The following is a 19,682-nucleotide window of genomic DNA, read 5'->3' on the forward strand; positions in this document are numbered from 1 at the left end:
GGCGAGGCAAGGCGTGATTCGTATCTGAGGGTGCCTCAAAAGTTCAATTGGTCATCCCCCTGTCACGGGACATTGTTACAGGCTGGCGCATGGGAAGTTACGATGTGAGTGACGAGAGCCCGGAGCGGCGCTTTCGCACGTTGTTCATCTCCGACGTTCATCTCGGAGCCCGCGGTTCTCAAGCCGATCTTCTGCTCGACTTCCTACGCTACCATGATGCCGACACGATCTATCTCGTCGGCGACATCGTCGACGGCTGGGCGCTGAAATCGAGCTGGAACTGGCCGCAATCCCACAACGACCTCGTGCAGAAGCTGCTGCGCAAGGCGCGCAAGGGCGCCAAGGTCGTCTACATCCCCGGCAATCACGACGAGTTCCTGCGCAACTATTACGGCACGCATTTCGGCGGCATCGACGTCGTCGAGAACACGGTCCACACCGGCGTGGACGGCAAGCGTTATCTCGTCATCCATGGCGACATCTTCGACCTCGTGGTGCAAAACGCGCGCTGGCTCGCCCATCTCGGCGACAAGGCCTACGACTTCGCGATCCAGATGAATCGCTTCGTCAACTTCTTCCGCCGCTTGTTCAAGGTGCCCTATTGGTCGCTGTCGCAATGGGCCAAGCAGAAGGTCAAGAACGCCGTCAATTACATCGGCGCGTTCGAGCAGGCGCTCGCCGCCGAGGCGCGGCGCCACGACGCCGACGGCGTGATCTGCGGCCACATCCATTACGCCGTGATCCGCGACGAGGGCGGCATTCGCTACATGAATTGCGGCGACTGGGTCGAGAGCTGCACGGCGCTGGTCGAGCACGACGACGGTCATTTCGAGATCATCACCTGGGCGGATCATTTGCAGAAGCCGGCAGCCGTCCCGCAGGTTGCAGCCAGAGCTGCATAACAGAGGCCGCCTGATGCGCATCCTGGTCGCGACCGACGCCTGGCACCCGCAAGTCAACGGTGTGGTTCGGACGCTGACCAAGCTCGCCGACGCCGGCAAAAGCCTCGGCGTCGAATTCACGTTCCTGACGCCGCAATCCTTCCGCACCTTTGCAATGCCGAGCTATCGCGATGTGCGGCTGGCGATGCCCCGTCCCGCACGAATCGCCAAGCTGATCGAGGAGGCGCGCCCCGACAGCATCCACATTGCGACCGAAGGGCCGATCGGCCTGATGGTCCGCCGCTATTGCCGCCAGCGCAAGCTGCCGTTCACGACCAGCTTCCACACCCGCTTTCCCGAATATGTCCGTGCCCGCGTGCCGGTGCCGGGCTCGCTGATCTGGCGGGCACTGCGCCGCTTCCACGCGCCCAGCCGCGCCGTGATGGCGGCAACGCCTGCGCTCGCCCGCGAGCTGACCGAGCGTGGTTTCGACAATGTCGTGCTGTGGCCGCGCGGCGTCGACACCCATCTGTTCCACCCCCGCGCCATCGACCTTTGCCTGCCGGGACCGGTGTTCCTATCGGTCGGCCGCGTCGCGGTGGAGAAAAATCTCGAGGCCTTCCTCGATCTCGAGCTGCCCGGGACCAAGGTCATCGTTGGTGACGGCCCCGCGCGCGCCTCGCTCGAAGAGGCCTATCCCGACGCGATCTTCCTCGGCGAGAAGCACGGCGAGGAACTGGCGGATATCTATGCGGCCGCCGACGTCTTCGTGTTTCCGAGCAAGACCGACACGTTCGGCCTGGTGCTGCTGGAAGCGCTCGCGAGCGGCCTGCCGGTGGCCGCTTTCCCGGTGAAGGGTCCTCGCGACGTCATCGGCGATGCCCCGGTCGGCGCCCTCGATCACGACCTGCGCAGCGCCTGCTTCGCGGCGCTGGACATCTCCCGGCAGGACTGCGTCGCGTTCGCCGCCAATTACACCTGGGAAGCCTCGACGAGGGCCTTTGTGGCCAGCATTGAGGCGGTCGGCGCGGTGCTGCCTGGCCGGAACGCCGCGGAACAGCCGCGCTTCGTCGCCTGAAGAGAAAAATCCTCGCGCGGAGGTGTCTTGCCCGCGCTGCGGTGGCCGCGATAAGATCTGACATGACCGAACAGCTCCTCCCGATCGGCCCTGCCGATATCGACGCCGCAGCGCGCGTGATCGCGCCCTACGCCATCCGCACCCCGCTGTTGTCCTTTCCCGTGCTCAACGAGCGCGTCGGCGCCAAGGTCTTCCTGAAGCCGGAGATGCTCCAGCGCACCGGCTCGTTCAAGTTCCGCGGCGCCTTCAACAAGGTGTTCTCGATCCCGCAGGACAAGCGCGCCGGCGGTGTCGTCGCGTTCTCGTCCGGCAACCACGCCCAGGGTGTGGCGGCGGCGGCAAAGATTCTCGACATGCAGGCGACCATCGTGATGCCGGCGGATGCGCCGCTGTCGAAGCGCGAGCGCACCAAATCCTACGGCGCCGAGGTCGTGCTCTATGATCGCGACAAGGACGACCGTGAGGCGATCTCGCGCGGCATCGCCGAGAAGCGCGGCGCGACGCTGGTCAGGCCTTACGACGATCCCTTCGTGATCGCAGGGCAGGGCACTGCCGGCCGCGAGATCGCGGAAGACATGGCAACGCTCGGTCTCAGCCCCGACATCGTGGTGGCACCGGCGTCCGGCGGCGGCCTGATCGCGGGCGTCGCGACCGCCGTGAAGGCGCGCTATCCGCTAGCCGAAATCGTGGTGGCCGAGCCCGAGGCGTTCGACGATCACGGCATTTCGCTGAGCGCAGGCCATCGCGAGCCGCATCCGCCGGCGGGCCGCACCATCTGCGATGCGCTGATGGCCCTGATCCCCGGCGAGATGACCTTCGCGATCAATAGCAAGCTGCTGGCGCGCGGCGTCACCGCCTCGGACAAGGAAGTCGGCGCCGCCGTTGCCTTCGCCTATCGCGAGCTGAAGCTCGTGGTCGAGCCGGGCGGCGCGGTGGGGCTCGCAGCGCTGCTGGCGGGGCGTCTCGATGTGGCCGGCAAGAACGTCGTGATCGTGCTCTCCGGCGGCAATGTCGATGCGGATTTGTTTGCGGAGTTGGTCGCCTAGCCGCCATTCCGGGGCTCGCGAAGCAAGAACCCGGAATCCACTTCTCCGCCGTCTCTGCCGCACAATGGATTCCGGGCCTGCGCCTCACGGCGCATCCCGGAATGACGATCGTCGAGGGTCGACATGAAGAAGGGGCAGAGCGCTTCCGCTCTGCCCCTTCTTCGTTGTGTGGCTCGCTGCGATCAGCGCATGAAGCCGCGGTGGTTATTGCCGCCGCCCGTGCTCGGGGCCTGGTTCATCGACTGGCGGAAGTTGTTGCCGCCGCTGTTGACCATGCGGTTGGTCGTGTTGAACTGCGGGCGATTGTTGTTCTGCACCTGCACCTTGTTCACCGGGTTGTTGTTGGGCTTCACGATGCCGGTGTTACCGTTGTTGACGCGGATCGGGTTGTTCTGCGTCTGGACGTTGACCGGCTTCGTCTCGATCTTCGGGCCGCCCTTGCCGACATTCACCGGCACGCTGACGATCTTGCCGGGGGTGCCGTTGCCGGCGTCCGGCTTGTTGTTGGTCGCGGGCAGGGTCACGATCTTGCCGATGCCGCCATTGCTGGTGGTCGTGTTGGTCGGCGCAGGCAGGGTGACGATCTTGCCCGGGGTCTGCGACGGCGTGCCGTTCGGCTGGTTGTTGCCTAAGGGCAGATTGCCGATCTGGCCGCCATTGCCGAGCTTGCCGATCACGTTACCGTCGACCGGCTTCTGCACGATCGGCAGATTGCCGTTGATCTGGTTGCCATTACCCTGCTGCAGCGGCATGTATTTGGGCTGGCCGAGATTGCCGATCTTGAAGGTCGGAGCAATGTTCTGCGGAGCCAGGAACTTGGTCGCCTGCATCAAGGGGATCTGCTTCGGCTGCGTCTGCAGCTTCAGCGCCATTTGCGCATAAGGGCTGTTGCCGTAGCTGTCGTAGAAGCTCTTGTAGGCAACCGGCGAATTCACCAGCACCGCCTTGTGCCAGGCCTGCGAGAGCAGGATGTTGTTGAGCAGCCAACGGACGTGGTCGCACAGCGGGTCGTGCGGGTACATCTGGATGAACTCCTGATAATATTCCGGCCGGCCCTCGGACACGACGTAGTCATAGGCCTGACGCGTCGAGCGGCTCGGCAGGTTGGAGGCCATCTGCACCACCGGCGCCCTGACGGGCGCGCGGTTGGCGGCAACCGCGGTGTCGCCGAAGAAGGTGAAGTCCGAGGTCAGCGAGGAACTCTCCCACGGGATCTGCGCGCCGCTGGTGGATTGGTTCACCTGCAGGCGGACGCGCTTGAACAACTGCTCGATCGGCACGTTGGGTTCGCGCGCGACGTTCAGGAACGCCTGCGTGTAGGGGCTGTGACCGCCGGTGCCGTCGAGCGCTTCGGCGCCCGGCGCGGTCGAGTAACCGACGATCGAGCCGTTCGGCGCATCGACGATGGCGAGGCCGCGGCCGGCGTCATTGACATCAGGGAACGGGTTGTTGCGGCAGGCATCGAGGATGACGATGCGCATGCGGCTCGGGATCGTCTCCAGCGTCGACATCACGTCGACCAGCCGCACCGAATTATTGACGAGCTCGGTCTGGCTCGACACCTTGGCGTCGACGGGAACGAGATAGTTCTCGCCGGCGAGTTGCACGCCGTGACCGGCGTAATAGACCATCGCCACCGTGTTCGGACCGCGCGCGGACACCTTGGCGGAGAAGTCCTGGACCACACGGAGCATGTCGTTCTGGGTCAGGTCGGTCGCGGCAACCACCTCGAACCCCGCCGAGTTCAGGAACTTCGCCATCGACTCGGCGTCATTGTCGGGATTGGCGAGTTGCGGCGCGTTCTTATAGTTCGAATTCCCGATCACCAGCGCCACCCGCTGCTCCGGGCCCTGCAGCGCGGTGGGGGCCGGCTCGACCGGGGCAACTTGCGCGGAAACGGGGCCGCAGGCGAAGCCGAACAGGCTTCCCACAAGGCTGGCTGTCATCAGGAAAGGCTTTAGGCGGAACATGGCGTGCTCCTTTGGCACTGATCTCGATGCGAGATTGGTTGCCGGGGAGCCTCGCCGCGTTCGAGCTTGAGGTCCGTGATCCCCCTCACCATGGTGGCCTTGCGTGATCTGAATCACGCTCGGAACCTGCTATGGTGAGCGATCGATAAGGGGAACTGCCGTCACATGCTGAAATCGATCGATCCGATCCTGACGCCCGACCTGCTCTGGCTGCTGGCCTCCATGGGCCACGGCGACGACCTCGTGGTCGTCGACGCCAACCACCCGGCCACGCACATCGCCCGCAGCACCTCGTCGCAGCGCCTGATCCAGCTGCCGGGCATGACGATGGAGACGGCCGTCCGAGCCATCATGACGCTCTATCCGCTCGACGATTTCGATCCCGACCCGGTGCGCGTGATGGCGCCGGTCGACGATCCCGACCGCGTGCCCGACGTGCAGCGCGCCGTGCTGGCCGAGATCGAGCGTGCGGTCGGACGCGCCGTTGCTCCCGGCAAGCTCTCGCGTCCGGATTTTTACCGCGCGGCGGCGGCGGGGTTTGGTGTCGTGCAGGTGGGGGACAGCAGAGGTTACGGCTGCTTCCTGATCAGGAAGGGCGTGATCGGCTAGCCGGATTGGCGCATCAGCTCCGACGGCCAGCCAACCCGGACGAGAAGGCCGTCGGGGCCGTTGATGCCGACTTCATACATGCCCCATTCGCGGTGGCGCAGCACGCCGCCGGGCCGGATGATGAGATCGTCCACGCGCGCGGCAATGGCCTCGACCTCGGGCGTGCGAATGAAAATGCCAAAGGGATTGTGCTCCGGCACGCGCCACGGGCCATCGCCGGCTTGCGTGAGATGCACCTCGCATCCCCAGCCGCTCATGATGACATAGCGGGCATCGCCGCCGATGCGCGCAAAGCCGAGCCGTTCCCAGAACGGAATTGCGGCGGGAAGATCGTTGCTGGGAACGATCGCAAAGGCGCCGACGCGCGGGCTCTCAGGCATTCGGTCACTCCGGCACATGCAAGCGGTCCGCGCCGCGTTCACGCTGCGCGTTGCGAGCTTATCGAGAGCGGCCGCTCGGCAGAAGCGGCGAAACGTCCCGCACTCGAATTTGAATGGCGCGGCGGGAACTGACTGTCTATGGTTTCTCCATGTCCCGCTTTGTGTGTCTATTCGTTGCCATCATCCTATCGCTGCTGCCGACTGTGGCGTCCGCTGAGCCCGTTCAAAAGCGTCCCAAGCCCGTCTGGAAGGGCTACGGCTTCCTGCCGGGCTATCGTCAGCCGCTGAGCAACAGCATTCCGCTCTACAAGCAAAAGGAAGCGATGCGCCGAATGTCGCGCGCCGACCGGCGCCATTGGTACATCGACCCGGTGCCGCAATATTACCGCTGGGACGGCGAGTGGCACTATTTCGGCCGCCCCGGCTTCAACGGCGGCCGCTACAATGGCGGCAGTTTTGGTCCGTGCTGGACGCGCACGCCGATTGGGGCGGTGTGGAATTGCGGGTGACCAGCTGATCGCGTCGTCGCTGCGCTCGCAATGACGATGCGGAGAAAGTGTGCGCGCCTTCTCGCTTACTCGTGCCCCGGACGCAGCGCAGCGCTTCTTCAGCGGTGCGCTGCTGAGCCGGGGCCCATGTGGCAGCGGAGAGCATAGCCTCTGGGTCCCGGCTCTGCGCTGCAACGCTGGCGCGTTGCAGCTTGTCCGGGACACGATGCTCCCCCTTACGAGAAGAACGCGATCTTCTCGGCCTGGGTCATGCGGCGGATCGGGGCGAGGGGATCGTTGGCCGGCGCGCGGGGCTTTTGCAGGATGCCGCTGGCGAGGATGGTGGCGCCGAGCGAGGTCTCGGGCAAGGAAGCAGACAAGGGCGTGGGCGTGGGCAGCGACGTTGTCGGCGCTGCGGCGAAATTCGCCGTCGCGGCCATGGCCGGGGCCTGCTGCTCCATCACCTCGGCGGCGGCCTCCGCAATGGCGTCGGTGAGGCGCGCGAGCGAATCCATGGCGATCGGCGCGTCGGCGGCGGGCTCCTCCGCCACCGCTGCGACGACCGGCTCTTCCGCGATCGGTTCGGAAAGCTCCGCGGCATCGGGCGCTGCGGCCTCCGCCACCATCAACTCCGCAATGGCCGCTTCCATCTCGACCGGCGCGATGATCTCGTCGAAATCAGGATCGGGCGCGGCCATCTCGAGCGCGATGGCCTCGAGCACGGCGTCGTCCTCGGCTTGCGCGGCTGCATCGAGCGCGAACGCGTCAGCGACTTCCGCGAAGCCGACGGGTTCAGGGGCCGGCTCTTCGAACGAGACGGCTTCGGGCGCGACGTCTTCAGGCGCGACTTGGTCGAGCGCGGTGCTCTCGACAGCCATCTGGCTCTCGGCCGCAATCTCCGGCGTAACAGCCGCGTCCATTGCCTGTTCCGCCTCGGCGAACGCTTCGGTGGCGACGGTCGCGTCAGCGGCTGCTTCGGGCTCGGCAGCCGCGGCGAGATCCTGCGGTGGCTCCGTAAAAGCCACGGGTGCTTCGCTCGCCATCGCAGCGGGCGCGGTCTCGGCAGGCGGAGCTTCGGCGGCGAATGACGGCGCCTCCTGCACCGGAGCGGACGCGGGAGCCGCCGCCTGCGGCGTTGCGTCGCCGTCGGTCTGCTCGACCCGATCCCTGAGCAGATCGAATGCGGCCTTGAGCTCGACGCGGGGATCGATGGTCGAAATCTGTCCGCAGGCGGCCTCGATCGAGGCGAGCTGCGAATCAATGAGGTCGCAGATTCGCCCGTCGGCACCGATCTCGCGCCAGCGCCAGGAGATCTCCTTGATGATGCGCACGCCGCGCGGAATCGCGGCGAGGCTCGTCTCGATCGCGGCGGGATCGAAGGCGGCGATGGCGATCGTCTCGGCCTCGCGGATCGCGCGGCGAATCTCGATCAGGGCTTCGGGCAGGCGGTCCTCGACGACGGGTTGCCGCTGTGCCGCAAGGGTTTCTTCGATTTTCGCGACCGCGTCGAGCACCATGCTCGTGTCGGCGTTGCGGTTGCGCTTGGCGTATTCGCCGAGGAACCAGCGGCCGCGCGCCGTCTCCATGAAGGCTTCGCGGATCGCGTCGTAATCCTGCTCGTTCGGCTCGGCCGCGCGGGCAGACATGGGCGAAAGGGCGAATGCTTCGTTGGCCATTGCGATCTCGTCGCGCAAATCACCGCGCGTTACAGTAACGATCACCACGATATCGACCGAATCGCAATTGGTTTGATGGCACCCGAATCACAAATCCCCACGCCAGCATCGGCGAAACGGCGATTCGCCGTCAGCCTCGCCCTGTTCTATTCGGCCGTCTTCGCGGTCTCGGGCACGCATCTGCCGTTCTTTCCGGTGTGGCTGAAGGCGATCGGCATCGACGCGGCCTGGATCGGCCTCATCAACGCGCTGCCGGCGATCACGCGCTTCACCACGCTGCCGCAAGTGACGTCCTTCGCCGAAAAGCGACATGCCATTCGCGCCGGCATGATGGTGTCGGTGCTGGCGACCGCGATCGGTTTTACGGCGGTCGGCCTGCAGCAGCAGCCGCTGGCGCTGTTCCTGATCTACGCGCTGACCTGCATGATGTGGACGCCGACGATGCCGCTGACCGATGCCTATGCGTTGCGCGGCGTCGCTCGTTACGGGCTCGATTACGGACCCTTGCGGCTGTGGGGCTCGGCGGCCTTCGCCGCCGGCTCGCTCGCCTGCGGCTATCTCGTAGACCACATCGCCGCGCGCGACCTGATCTGGGTCATCGTCGCATGGGCCGTCGTTGCGGTCGCCGCCGGCCTGCTGCTTCAGCCGCTGGACGATGTCAGACGCAAAACCACGGAGAGGCATGCCGGCAAGGCGCTGCTGCGCGATGCCGGCTTCTGGGCCGTCATCGTCTCGGCCGCGCTGATTCAGGGCAGCCACGTCGCCTACTACACCTTCTCCGCCATCAACTGGCAGCTCCATGGGATCAGTGGGCTGACGATCGCGGGCCTGTGGACGTTGGGCGTGATCGCGGAGATCGTGGTGTTCGCGCTGTCGCCGCGCTTCTCGCTGCATCCGTCCACCATGATCGCGATCGGGGGTCTCAGCGCCGTGCTGCGCTGGATCGTCACTGCCAATGAGCCGCCGCTCGCGCTGTTGGCGATCGTCCAGCTCGGCCACGGCCTCAGCTTCGGCATGACCATCGTCGGCACGATGAATCTCCTGGTGCAGCGCGTGCCCTCGCATCAGATCGCGCGGGGGCAGGGCTATTACGCCGCGTGCAACGGACTGCTCGGCGCCGCGACATCGATCGCGTCAGGTGCGATCTACGCCCGCATCGGCGATGGATTGTACTACGCGATGGCTGCGATGGCGGCGGCCGGCGCGCTTCTGATCTGGTCGGCGCGGCACCGGCTCAAGCCTCAGCCCCAGAGCGAAACGTCCGGCGGATAGACGAGGCTGTCATCGTAACGCAGGCCGTGATCGCGGTCGCGCGCCAGCAGCAAGGGGCCGTCGAGATCGACGAAGCGCGCCTGTGGCGTCACCAGCATCGCGGGGGCCATCGACAGCGAGGTTGCGACCATGCAGCCGATCATGATCTCGAAGCCGAGCGCCTGCGCGGCGTCCGCCATCGCGAGGGCCTCGGTGAGGCCGCCGGTCTTGTCGAGCTTGATGTTCACGGCGTCGTAGCGGTCGCGCAAGGGGACCAGCGAGGAGCGGTCATGCACGCTCTCGTCGGCGCAGACCGCGAGCGGGCGCTTGATCCGTGCCAGCGCTTCGTCCCGGCCGGCCGGCAGCGGCTGCTCCACCAGGGTGACGCCGGCGGCATCGCAGGCGGCGAGATTGTGCGCCAGATTGGCCTCGGTCCAGGCCTCGTTGGCATCGACGATCAGCTCGGATTCGGGAGCGGCCTTGCGCACCGCGGCGATCCGCTCGGGATCGCCGTCGCCGCCGAGCTTGATCTTGAGCAGCGGCCGGTGCGCCGCCTTGGCGGTGGCGGCCGCCATGGCCTCGGGGGTCCCTAACGAGATCGTGTACGCCGTGGTGCGCTCGCCCGGCACCGGCCGGTCGAGCAGGTTCCAGGCCCGCAGGCCCGCCGCCTTGGCCTCCAGGTCGATCAGGGCGCAGTCCAGGGCATTGCGGGCCGCACCGGGCGCCATGGCGGCCTGCAGGGCTTGCCGCGTCAGCCCGTCCGCGACGGCCTGCTGCATGGCCTGGATGGCCGCCAGCGTCGCCTCGGGCGTCTCGCCATAGCGGGGATAGGGCACGCACTCGCCGCGGCCGGTCAGCCCGTCCCGGGTTACCTCCGCTACGATAGTCACGGCCTCGGTCTTGGCGCCCCGGCTGATGGTAAAGCTGCCCGCGATCGGGAAGCGCTCGATTCGCGCCGCCAGGGCAGCAAATTTCATGGAAGTCATTTTGAACTCTGGCGAAATCTGAACCTGCTAGTTACCTCTAGCAACTAACATTAACCACTTGGGGATACCTTCTCTGGGTAAGGGCGCGTGCGCAACTATCTGATTTTCTCCGCCCCGGCACGGGAGCGGACATCTTGAATAGCGATCCGAAGCTGGAACGGATTGCCAAGGGCAACGCGCTGGCACTCTGCGCCACCGGGACGTGGACGGCCAGCTTCGCGCCGGTCCTGGAGCGGATGGTGGCCGACGCCGAGAAGCTCGCCGGCGGCCAGCAAAGCATCTTCATCGACGTCTCCGAAGTCGCCAAGCTCGACACGTTCGGCGCCTGGCTGATCGAGCGGCTGCGCCGCAGCCTGACCCAAGGCGCCGTCGAGGCGCAGATCGCGGGTCTCTCGGCCAATTATTCCAGCCTCGTGGACGAGGTGCGGCGGGTCAGGGCGACGGCCGTGGTCGACGGCGGCACCGTGACCATCACCGGCATGCTGGAGCAGATCGGCCGGGCCGTGGCCGGCGTGGGCGGCACGGTCGCGGGTCTCGTCGACATGCTCGGCGCCGTGCTCGCGGCAGGATTTCGCGTCCTGATCCATCCGCGCTCGTTTCGCCTGACCTCGACCGTGCATCACATGGAGCAGGTCTGCTGGCGCGCGGTGCCGATCATCGTGCTGATCACCTTCCTGATCGGCTGCATCATCGCCCAACAGGGCATCTTTCATTTCCGCCGCTTCGGCGCCGACATCTTCGTGGTCGACATGCTGGGCGTGCTGGTGCTGCGCGAGATCGGCGTGCTGCTGGTCGCGATCATGGTCGCGGGCCGCTCGGGCAGCGCCTACACCGCCGAACTCGGCTCGATGAAGATGCGCGAGGAGATCGACGCGTTGCGCACCATGGGCTTCGACCCGATCGAGGTGCTGGTGCTGCCGCGCATGATGGCGCTGGTGCTGGCGTTGCCGATCCTGGCCTTCCTCGGCGCGATGGCCGCGCTCTATGGCGGCGGTCTCGTCGCCTGGCTCTATGGCGGGGTCGAGCCCGAGGCCTTCCTGCTTCGTTTGCGCGACGCCATCTCGATCGACCATTTCATCGTCGGCATCGTCAAGGCGCCGGTCATGGCGGCCGTGATCGGCATCGTCGCCTGTGTCGAGGGCCTCGCCGTGCAGGGCAGCGCGGAATCGCTGGGCCAGCACACCACGGCCTCGGTGGTGAAGGGCATCTTCTTCGTCATCGTCATGGATGGCGTGTTCGCCATCTTCTTCGCCTCGATCGGGATGTGACGATGGCTCCCGAGATCCAAAATCCGATCATCCGCGTGCGCGACATCACCGTGCAGTTCGGCTCCACGCGCGTGCTCGACGGCCTCAACCTCGACGTCAAGCGCGGCGAGATCTTGGGCTTCGTCGGTCCTTCCGGCGCGGGCAAGTCGGTGCTGACGCGCACCATCATCGGTCTCGTGCCGAAGGTCGCGGGCTCCATCGAGGTGTTCGGCGTCGACCTGGATTCCTCCAACACGTCGCAGCGCCGCAACGTGGAGCGGCGCTGGGGCGTCTTGTTTCAGCAGGGGGCGCTGTTCTCCTCGCTGACCGTGCGGCAGAACATCCAGTTTCCGATGCGCGAATATCTTCGGGTCTCGCAGCGGCTGATGGACGAGATCACCATGGCCAAGCTCACCATGGTCGGCCTCAAGCCCGAGGTTGCCGAGCGCTTCCCGTCCGAGCTCTCCGGCGGCATGATCAAGCGCGTCGCGCTGGCGCGCGCGCTGTCGCTCGATCCGGACCTCGTCTTCCTGGACGAGCCGACCTCGGGCCTCGATCCGATCGGCGCTGGCGACTTCGACGAGCTGGTCAGGACGCTCCAGCGCACTTTGGGGCTCACCGTTTTCATGGTAACCCACGACCTCGACAGCCTTTACACAGCGTGTGACCGCATCGCCGTTTTAGGGAACGGTAAGATCATAGCGGCAGGGTCGATCGCCGACATGCAGGCCTCGCAGCATCCCTGGCTGAGGCAATATTTCCATGGCAAGCGCGCCCGCGCGGTCATGGGTTGAGTGGCGGGGTTGAGTAGCTGTGATGAGTAGCCGGAGCACCTGATGGAAACGCGGGCAAACTACGTCTTGATCGGGTCGTTCACGCTGGCGGTAATCGCCGCGGCGATCGGCTTCGTGCTCTGGTTCCAGTCGCTGCACACCACCAAGCAGCGCAGCCCGCTGCGCGTCGTGTTCGAGGGCCCGGCGGCGGGCCTGCGCAACGGCGGCAGTGTCAATTTCAACGGTATCCGGGTAGGCGAGGTGGTCTCGGTGAAGCTCGACAACCCGCGGCGGGTTGTCGCACTCGCCATGATCGAGAACAACGCCCCGATCCGCAAGGACACCCTGGTCGGCCTCGAATTCCAAGGGCTCACGGGCGTTGCCGCGATCTCGCTCAAGGGCGGAGACGAAGCCGCGGCCCCGCCGCCGCTCGACCAGGACGGCATCCCGACGCTGACGGCCGACCCCAACAAGCTCCAGGACGTCACCGAGGCGATCCGCGGCACGCTGCAGAACATCAACAAGATCGTCGCCGACAATCAGGAATCGGTGAAGAACTCGCTGAAGAATCTGGAGACCTTCACCAACTCGCTCGCGCGCAATTCCGAGAAGATCGACGGCGTCATGGCCAAGGTCGACGGCGTCATGCTCAAGGCCGACAACCTCATGCTCGGCCTCAACACGCTCGCCGGCGGCAAGGACGGCGGCGAGCTGTTCCAGGCGGTGAAGTCGATCCGCGAGCTGGCCGACGATTTCGACAAGCGCTCCGGCGCGTTGATGAGCGACGGCCGCCGCACCCTCGGCGACATCAGCCGCGCCGTGAACAATTTCGACCGCAACCCCACCCGCGTGCTGTTCGGCGCCAGCAACAGCAGCGCCCCACCGCCTCCGCCGCCCGAGCCGCCGAGGCCGGCCGCGCCGGAGCGCAGGCGGTAGCAGCGCGTCGTCCACGGACCTCTCCACTCGTCATTGCGAGCCAACGGGTTCGCGTAGCGCGGACCGATGACAGGCTCCGCGAAGCAATCCGGACTGTCTCTGCGGGACGATCTGGATTGCTTCGTCGCTTCGCTCCTCGCAACGACGATTGGCGTGTCCGCCCCGTTATCGATTCCGTCATCCCTCAATCAGGGTGACGGGTTAGACCTCTCTTCGCAATGACAGGGCCGATACGAAAGTATGGGGGTCTGGCCGAGCCAAGGTAGGGGGAGGGGCTGGCCGTCATTGTCCGCTATATCGCGCTCAAGTCGCGCTCACGAAAAAGCGCGTCGACTTCACACACAGGGAGGAGAGCGCGTGGTACGCCTGTTGCTGTTGTTGCCGTTCATCGGCCTGATGATCGTGCCGTTCTACAATATCGGGGAGCCGCATCTGTTCGGCTTTCCCTTCTTCTACTGGTATCAGCTCGCCTGGGTGCCGCTGACCTCGCTCCTCACCTACATCGTTTACAGGAGCGCGCGCCGTGCTGACTAATGTCGATAGCGCGGCATTCGCCGTATTCCTCGCACTGTTCGTCCTCGTCACCGGCATGGGCTTCGTCGCCTCGCGCTGGCGCAAGCCGGAGACGCTCGCCCATCTCGACGAGTGGGGCCTCGGCGGCCGCAAGTTCGGGACCTGGATCACCTGGTTCCTGGTCGGCGGCGACTTCTACACCGCCTACACCGTGATCGCCGTTCCCGCGCTGGTCTACGCGGTCGGCGCCTACGGCTTCTTCGCGCTTCCCTACACCATCATCGTCTATCCCTTCGTGTTCGCGGTGATGCCGGTGCTGTGGAAGGTCGCCAAGGAGCGCGGCTACGTCACAGCCGGCGACGTGGTGCGCGGCGCCTACGGATCGCGTGGGCTCGAGCTTGCCGTTGCCGCCACCGGCGTGCTGGCGACGATGCCCTACATCGCGCTCCAGCTCATCGGCATGGAGGTGGCGATCAAGGCGCTGGGCCTGCACGGCGAAGTGCCGCTCGTTCTCGCCTTCCTGGTGCTGGCGCTCTACACCTATTCGTCGGGCCTGCGCGCGCCGGCGCTGATCGCCTTCGTCAAGGATATCATGATCTACATCGTGGTGATCGCCGCGATCGCGATCGTGCCGTCCAAGCTCGGCGGCTACGGTGCGATCTTCACCGCGGCGGATGCGGCCTTCGCCAAGAAGGGTTCGGGCGGCATCCTGCTGTCGCCGGCGCAGATCGTGCCCTATGCCTCGCTGGCGCTGGGCTCGGCGCTCGCCGCCTTCATGTACCCGCACACGCTGACCGGCATCTTCGCGTCGTCCGGCGGCAACACGATCCGCAAGAATGCGATGTTGTTGCCGGCCTACACGCTGCTGCTCGGCCTGCTCGCGCTGCTGGGCTACATGGGCCATGCTGCGGGCCTCAAGCTCGCCAGCAACAACGACGTCGTGCCCGAGCTGTTCAAGATGCTGTTCCCGAGCTGGTTCGCGGGCTTTGCCTTCGCCGCGATTGCGATCGGCGCACTGGTGCCGGCCGCGGTCATGAGCATCGGCGCGGCCAATCTGTTCACCCGCAACTTCTGGAAGGTGTGGGTCGATCCGAAGGTGACGCCGGCAGGTGAGGCGAAGGTCGCCAAGATCACCTCCATGCTGGTGAAGGTCGGCGCGCTGCTCGCCATCCTCCTGATGCCGACGCAGTTCGCGCTCGACCTGCAGCTGCTCGGAGGCCTCTGGATCCTGCAGACGCTGCCGGCGCTGGTGTTCGGTCTCTATCTGAACTGGTTCTCGAGCACGGCGCTGCTGGCCGGCTGGGCGGTCGGCCTTGCAGGCGGATCCTGGCTGGCATGGTCGGACGGCTTGAAGCCGCTGCACAGCATTGACCTCGGTGCTGGCCCGGTTGCGATCTACACCGGTCTGCTGGCGCTCGCGCTCAACATCGTGGTGGCCGTCGCGGTCAATTTGGTGCTCAAGCGCACGCCGCAGGAGCGGCTCTCCCGCGAGGCGGCCTGAGGTGACCTGCGAGCGGCGGCCGGCGATCCTCCGGCCGCCGCTCTCGTTCGGAATGAATAGTCTTTCATGCGATTGAAAACGTTTTAGTATCTGCCCTTGCTCCGACTCCGCTCGTCGCGGGCGGATCTGACGGTCTCGGGTGAGGATGTCTTGCAGGCGTGGTTCGTTCTTGCGGTCGCTGCCGGCTATGTGACCACGCTGTTCCTGGTGGCCTGGTGGGGCGACCGGCGGAGCGCCGGTGGGCCGCTGGTCTTGCCAAACTCCTGGACGGCCGCGATCAGCTATTGTCTGACGCTTGCGGTCTATAACACCTCGTGGAGCTTTTACGGATCGGTCGGGCGTGCCGCCACCAGCGGGCTGGACTTCGCCACGATCTATATCGGCCCGACGCTGGTGCTGCTGTTCGGCCAGAGGCTCCTGTCCAAGGTGATCGCGATCGCCAAGGCGCAGAACGTCACCTCGATCTCGGACTTCATCGCCGCGCGCTACGGCAAGAGCCAGGTGCTGGCGGCCTTCGTGACCCTCGCATCGGTGCTTGGCGTGCTTCCCTATATCGCGCTCCAGCTCAAGGCCGTCGGCAAGAGCTTCGACTATCTGATCCTCCAGCCTGAGCGCGCAGGCGGCGAGGCCCTGCGGTTCTGGCAGGATTCGGCGTTCGGCGTGGCGGCGTCGATGGCGTTGTTTGCGATCGTGTTCGGCGTCCGGCACGTCCATGCCAGCGAGCATCATCGCGGCCTGATGCTCGCGATCGCCTTCGAGAGCGTCGTCAAGCTGCTCGCCTTCCTGATCGTCGCGCTGTTCGTGCTGTTCGGACTATCGGGCGGGCCGGCCGCACTGCTGTCGCAATTTCAATCCGAGCCGCAACTGGCGGGGATTCTGAGCTTCGATCCGACGCAGCCGGTGTGGCCAGCGACGATCATCATCTCAGGCATCGCCTTTCTGTGCCTGCCGCAGGCGTTCCATGTCGCCGTCGTCGAGAACGAGAGCCCGAGCCACACGCGCACCGCAGCGTGGCTTTATCCGGCCTATCTCGCGCTGTTCAGCCTGCTGATCCTGCCGATCGCTGCGACCGGGCTGACCCGGTTCGGCGCAATGATGGACCCCGACACCTACGTCATCTCGCTGCCGATCGCGGCGGATGCGAGCGCCGTCAGCCTGATTGCCTTCCTCGGCGGTCTCTCGGCCGCAACCGGCATGGTGATCATGACATCCGTCGCGCTCAGCACCATGCTCTGCAACGACGTCATCATGCCGCTGCTGCTGCGCTCGCGCGTCTTCGGCCTGCGCGCGCGGAGCCGGCCGATGACCTCGGTCCTGGTCGCGGTGCGCCGGTTCTCGATCCTCGGCATCCTGCTGCTCGCCTATCTGATGCATCGTCTGGTCAACCAGTCCTATCCGCTCACCGTGATCGGTCTGCTGTCGTTCGTCGCGGTCGCGCAATTCGGCCCGGCATTCGTCGGAGGGCTGTTCTGGCCGCGGGCCAACAAGGCCGGCGCCTCGCTCGGGATCGCGGCGGGTTTCTGCATCTGGGCCTATACGCTGCTGCTGCCCTCGGCCGCGCCGCTCTGGCCTGGGATCGCGGAGATCGTTCGCAACGGCCCCTGGCAACTCGGCTGGCTCAAGCCGAACGCGCTGTTCGGTCTCGAAGGTATCGATCCGATCTCGCACGCCACGCTCTGGAGTCTCGGTGCCAATCTCGTCTGCTTCCTGGTGTTTTCGGCGTTCGGACGGCAATCGACCGTCGAGCGCAACCAGGCTGCCGCGTTCGCCGACGGTGTCGTTCGCGAAACGATCCCGAAGCTGTCCTCGCGCGTGCTGGTCCGTCTCGACGATCTCCGGGCGCTGGCGCTGCGTTTTGTCGGCGCCGAGCGCGGTGCGGCGTCCTTTGACAGCTATCTTGCCGCTCGTGTCTCCGGCACCGGGCCGCGCCTCGATCCGTCGGGGCTCGTCGATCTCGACTCGATCCGGTTCACCGAAAACCTGCTCGCTGGCGCGATCGGTGCGGCATCCGCGCGGGTGGTGATCGCGGCGTCGCTCGAAGGGCACTCGCTGTCGCGGCGGGAGGCGATGGCGATGCTCGACGAAGCCTCGGAGGCGCTGCGTTTCAACCGCAGCCTCTTGCAGAGCACGCTCGAGAGCGTGCCGCAGGGCATTTGCGCGTTCGACGCCGATTTCAACATCACGGCCTGGAACGGCCGTTTCATCGCGCTCTTGGACCTGCCGCCGGATTTCGTGCGCGTGGGGCTTCCGCTGGCGGAGCTGATCGCCTTCAACGTCGAGCGGGGGGAGTATGCCGCCTCCGAATTCGCAGCGCTCCTGGTCAACCGTGACGTCGCCACGCAGATCTGGCCCTATCTCTACGAGCGCAAGCGGCCGGACGGCACGGTGCTCGAAATCGTCTATGACCGCACCCCCGAGGGCGGCTATGTCTCGACCTATACCGACGTGACCGAGCGCCACCGGGCCGCCGAAGCCCTGCGACGCGCCAATGAGGGGCTCGAGCTGCGCGTCCGCGAGCGGACCGAGGCGCTCGAACAGGCCAAGGCAGAGGCCGAGCAGGCCAATCTCGGCAAGACCCGTTTTCTGGCCGCGGCCAGCCACGATCTGCTGCAGCCGCTGAACGCGGCCCGTCTGTTCCTGTCAGCGCTCGACGAGAGCCTGAGTGTTTCGTCGCGCACGGCTGACGCCGACAAGGAGCGCGCCCTGGCGAGCAGCGCGGTCACGGCGCTGCGCTCCACCGAGCATGTGCTCGACAGGCTGCTCGACATCTCCTCCTACGATGCCGGTGCCGTTCGCGCCGAGGTCTTCGACTTCCCGATTGCCGATCTCTTCGTGCAGTTGAACGTCGAGTTCTCGGCGATGGCACGGGAACGCGGGCTCGTTCTTCGTGTCGTCGATTGCGGCCTCGCCGTGCGCAGCGATCCGCATCTGTTGCGCCGGATCTTGCAGAACCTGCTGTCCAATGCGCTTCGCTACACGCCGAGGGGGCGCATCTTGCTCGGCTGCCGGAGGCGGGGCAGCGCGCTGCGCATCGAGATCTGGGACACCGGTGTCGGGATCGCGGCGGAGGACCAGAAGCGCATCTTCGAGGAGTTCCAGCGCCTCGCGCCCGGATCGGAGAAGGGATTGGGCCTCGGGCTCGCCATCGTCGATCGCGTGTCGCGGCTGCTGGGCCATGCGGTCGATGTCCGTTCGCGTCCGGGACATGGCTCGTGCTTTGCCGTCGCGGTGCCGCTTGCGCGCGGACCGGGCCAGCCGCTTCAGCGCGGTCCGGCAATTGCCGCGCCGGTGGCGGCGGAGCGGCCTCTGACGATCCTGTGCCTGGACAATGACGCGACCATCCTCGACGGCCTCACGGCGCTGCTCGGTGATTGGGGACATCGCGTGCTGGTCGCACCAGACGCCGCCGGGGCGATGGAAGCGGCGGCGGCCGACGTGCCGGACGTCGTGCTGCTCGATTACCATCTCGATGGCGGCCGCAACGGCTTGGACTTTCTCGACGAACTCAGGCAGAAGGCGGGCCGCGAGGTTCGCGCCCTGGTCGTCACCGGTGATCGCAGCGAAGCGGTCCGCAAGGAGGCGAGGGCGCGCGGCTGCGAGATCCTGTCAAAGCCGGTCAAGCCGGCGGCGCTGCGGCGCTTCCTCGGCAGCGAAGCCTTGAGCCGGCAGCTCGGGACGAAACAGAGGACTTCCTGACGATGCGCATCCTGATCGGCGATGATCATCCGCTGGTGCAGGCCGCCTTGCGCAGCGCGCTGTCGGCCGTGCTGCCCGATCTCGACGTCATTGCCTGCCAGTCACTGGACGAGGCGATCGGCGTGCTGACGGCCCAGTCGGGCGAGATCGACCTGATCCTCTGGGACCTGACCATGCCGGGCATCCAGGGATTTGCCGCGCTGTTCATCCTGTCGGCGCAATTCCCGACTGTGCCGGTGGCGATCATCTCGGCTCGGCAGGACGCCACCACGATCCGCCGCGCCATCGCCTATGGCGCCTCAGGCTACATCCCGAAATCGCTCGGCCTGCCCGAGATGGCCGAGGCGATCACCAGGATTCTCGCCGGCGAGATCTGGATGCCGCCCAATGTCGGCGGCCGCGGCTCGATCCAGAGCGCCGATGTCGAACTCGCCGCGCGCATGGCCTCGCTGTCGGCGCAGCAGCTGCGCATTCTCGCGATGATCGTGGAGGGCAAGCTCAACAAGCAGATCGCGGGCGAGCTCGACATCGCCGAGCAGACCGTGAAGGGCCACGTCTCGACGATCCTGCGCAAGCTCGGTGTCGGCTCGCGCACCCAGGCCGCCGTCCTCGCCGAGCGGCTGTCGTTCGGCCAGCCCAACGCGACCTGAG

Annotated in this window: 17 protein-coding genes; 13 read left to right on the forward strand and 4 right to left on the reverse strand. The window is 66.2% G+C overall.

Features of this window, described 5'->3' with window-relative positions:
- Positions 1–89 precede the first annotated feature (89 nt).
- The 3 genes from IC66_RS0121965 (at position 90) to IC66_RS0121975 (ending at position 3,005) form a co-directional block, all read left to right on the forward strand.
- Positions 90–902, forward strand: coding sequence for a UDP-2,3-diacylglucosamine diphosphatase (locus tag IC66_RS0121965; protein WP_028143308.1), 813 nt, complete (start codon positions 90–92; stop codon positions 900–902).
- Positions 903–915: 13 nt separating this feature from the next.
- On the forward strand, positions 916–1,959 hold the full coding sequence (locus IC66_RS0121970) for a glycosyltransferase family 4 protein (protein WP_038949062.1): 1,044 nt from the start codon (positions 916–918) through the stop codon (positions 1,957–1,959).
- A 62-nt stretch (positions 1,960–2,021) separates the two neighbouring features.
- Positions 2,022–3,005 carry a threonine/serine dehydratase gene (locus IC66_RS0121975; protein WP_028143306.1) on the forward strand — a complete coding sequence of 328 codons (984 nt, stop codon included), beginning with the start codon at positions 2,022–2,024 and terminating at the stop codon, positions 3,003–3,005.
- 182 nt (positions 3,006–3,187) lie between these two features.
- Here IC66_RS0121975 and IC66_RS0121980 read toward each other — a convergent pair whose 3' ends face one another.
- Complete coding sequence (locus IC66_RS0121980; protein WP_038949063.1) at positions 3,188–4,975, reverse strand: caspase family protein; 1,788 nt, start codon at positions 4,973–4,975, stop codon at positions 3,188–3,190.
- A gap of 165 nt (positions 4,976–5,140) precedes the next feature.
- On the opposite strand from IC66_RS0121980, the gene IC66_RS0121985 reads away from it, so the two are divergent.
- A complete protein-coding gene (locus IC66_RS0121985) occupies positions 5,141–5,584 on the forward strand; it encodes an RbsD/FucU family protein (protein ID WP_028143304.1) in 444 nt (147 codons plus the stop codon).
- Here the strand turns inward: IC66_RS0121985 and IC66_RS0121990 are convergent.
- Positions 5,581–5,964 (reverse strand): VOC family protein, encoded by a 384-nt coding sequence (locus IC66_RS0121990; RefSeq protein WP_038949064.1) that lies wholly within the window; start codon positions 5,962–5,964, stop codon positions 5,581–5,583. The genes IC66_RS0121985 and IC66_RS0121990 overlap by 4 nt on opposite strands.
- 149 nt (positions 5,965–6,113) lie before the next feature.
- Between IC66_RS0121990 and IC66_RS0121995 the strand changes: the two genes are divergently transcribed.
- The gene (locus IC66_RS0121995) at positions 6,114–6,473 is read left to right on the forward strand and encodes a hypothetical protein (protein ID WP_038971722.1); all 360 of its coding nucleotides are present in this window, start codon (positions 6,114–6,116) and stop codon (positions 6,471–6,473) included.
- 215 nt (positions 6,474–6,688) lie between these two features.
- On the opposite strand, the gene IC66_RS0122000 is transcribed toward IC66_RS0121995, so the two are convergent.
- Positions 6,689–8,128 carry a hypothetical protein gene (locus tag IC66_RS0122000; protein WP_038949066.1) on the reverse strand — a complete coding sequence of 480 codons (1,440 nt, stop codon included), beginning with the start codon at positions 8,126–8,128 and terminating at the stop codon, positions 6,689–6,691.
- A gap of 75 nt (positions 8,129–8,203) precedes the next feature.
- On the opposite strand from IC66_RS0122000, the gene IC66_RS0122005 reads away from it, so the two are divergent.
- The gene (locus IC66_RS0122005; RefSeq protein WP_038949067.1) at positions 8,204–9,400 is read left to right on the forward strand and encodes an MFS transporter; all 1,197 of its coding nucleotides are present in this window, start codon (positions 8,204–8,206) and stop codon (positions 9,398–9,400) included.
- Here the strand turns inward: IC66_RS0122005 and dgcA are convergent.
- Positions 9,370–10,365 (reverse strand): N-acetyl-D-Glu racemase DgcA, encoded by a 996-nt coding sequence (dgcA, locus tag IC66_RS0122010; RefSeq protein ID WP_038949068.1) that lies wholly within the window; start codon positions 10,363–10,365, stop codon positions 9,370–9,372. The two genes, IC66_RS0122005 and dgcA, sit on opposite strands and share 31 nt — an antisense overlap.
- A gap of 134 nt (positions 10,366–10,499) precedes the next feature.
- Here dgcA and IC66_RS0122015 point away from each other — a divergent pair, with 134 nt between their 5' ends.
- From IC66_RS0122015 to IC66_RS0122045, 7 genes are all read left to right on the forward strand, one after another.
- Complete coding sequence (locus tag IC66_RS0122015; protein WP_028143298.1) at positions 10,500–11,633, forward strand: MlaE family ABC transporter permease; 1,134 nt, start codon at positions 10,500–10,502, stop codon at positions 11,631–11,633.
- A gap of 2 nt (positions 11,634–11,635) precedes the next feature.
- Positions 11,636–12,406, forward strand: a complete 771-nt coding sequence (locus IC66_RS0122020; protein WP_028143297.1) for an ABC transporter ATP-binding protein — start codon at positions 11,636–11,638, stop codon at positions 12,404–12,406.
- Positions 12,407–12,448: 42 nt separating this feature from the next.
- Positions 12,449–13,321: an MlaD family protein gene (locus IC66_RS0122025; protein ID WP_028143296.1), complete on the forward strand. Its 873-nt coding sequence runs from the start codon at positions 12,449–12,451 to the stop codon at positions 13,319–13,321.
- A 357-nt stretch (positions 13,322–13,678) separates the two neighbouring features.
- Positions 13,679–13,855: a DUF3311 domain-containing protein gene (locus IC66_RS43550; protein ID WP_028143295.1), complete on the forward strand. Its 177-nt coding sequence runs from the start codon at positions 13,679–13,681 to the stop codon at positions 13,853–13,855.
- The gene (gene mctP, locus IC66_RS0122035) at positions 13,845–15,335 is read left to right on the forward strand and encodes a monocarboxylate uptake permease MctP (protein ID WP_038949069.1); all 1,491 of its coding nucleotides are present in this window, start codon (positions 13,845–13,847) and stop codon (positions 15,333–15,335) included. The genes IC66_RS43550 and mctP overlap by 11 nt, the downstream gene beginning before the upstream one ends.
- A gap of 150 nt (positions 15,336–15,485) precedes the next feature.
- Positions 15,486–19,031 (forward strand): hybrid sensor histidine kinase/response regulator, encoded by a 3,546-nt coding sequence (locus IC66_RS0122040; RefSeq protein ID WP_038949070.1) that lies wholly within the window; start codon positions 15,486–15,488, stop codon positions 19,029–19,031.
- Positions 19,028–19,681 (forward strand): response regulator, encoded by a 654-nt coding sequence (locus IC66_RS0122045; RefSeq protein ID WP_038949071.1) that lies wholly within the window; start codon positions 19,028–19,030, stop codon positions 19,679–19,681. The genes IC66_RS0122040 and IC66_RS0122045 overlap by 4 nt, the downstream gene beginning before the upstream one ends.
- Position 19,682: the final 1 nt, after the last annotated feature.

It is taken from the genome of Bradyrhizobium genomosp. III (assembly GCF_000261705.1).
Taxonomy (GTDB): Bacteria; Pseudomonadota; Alphaproteobacteria; order Rhizobiales; family Xanthobacteraceae; genus Bradyrhizobium; species Bradyrhizobium ottawaense.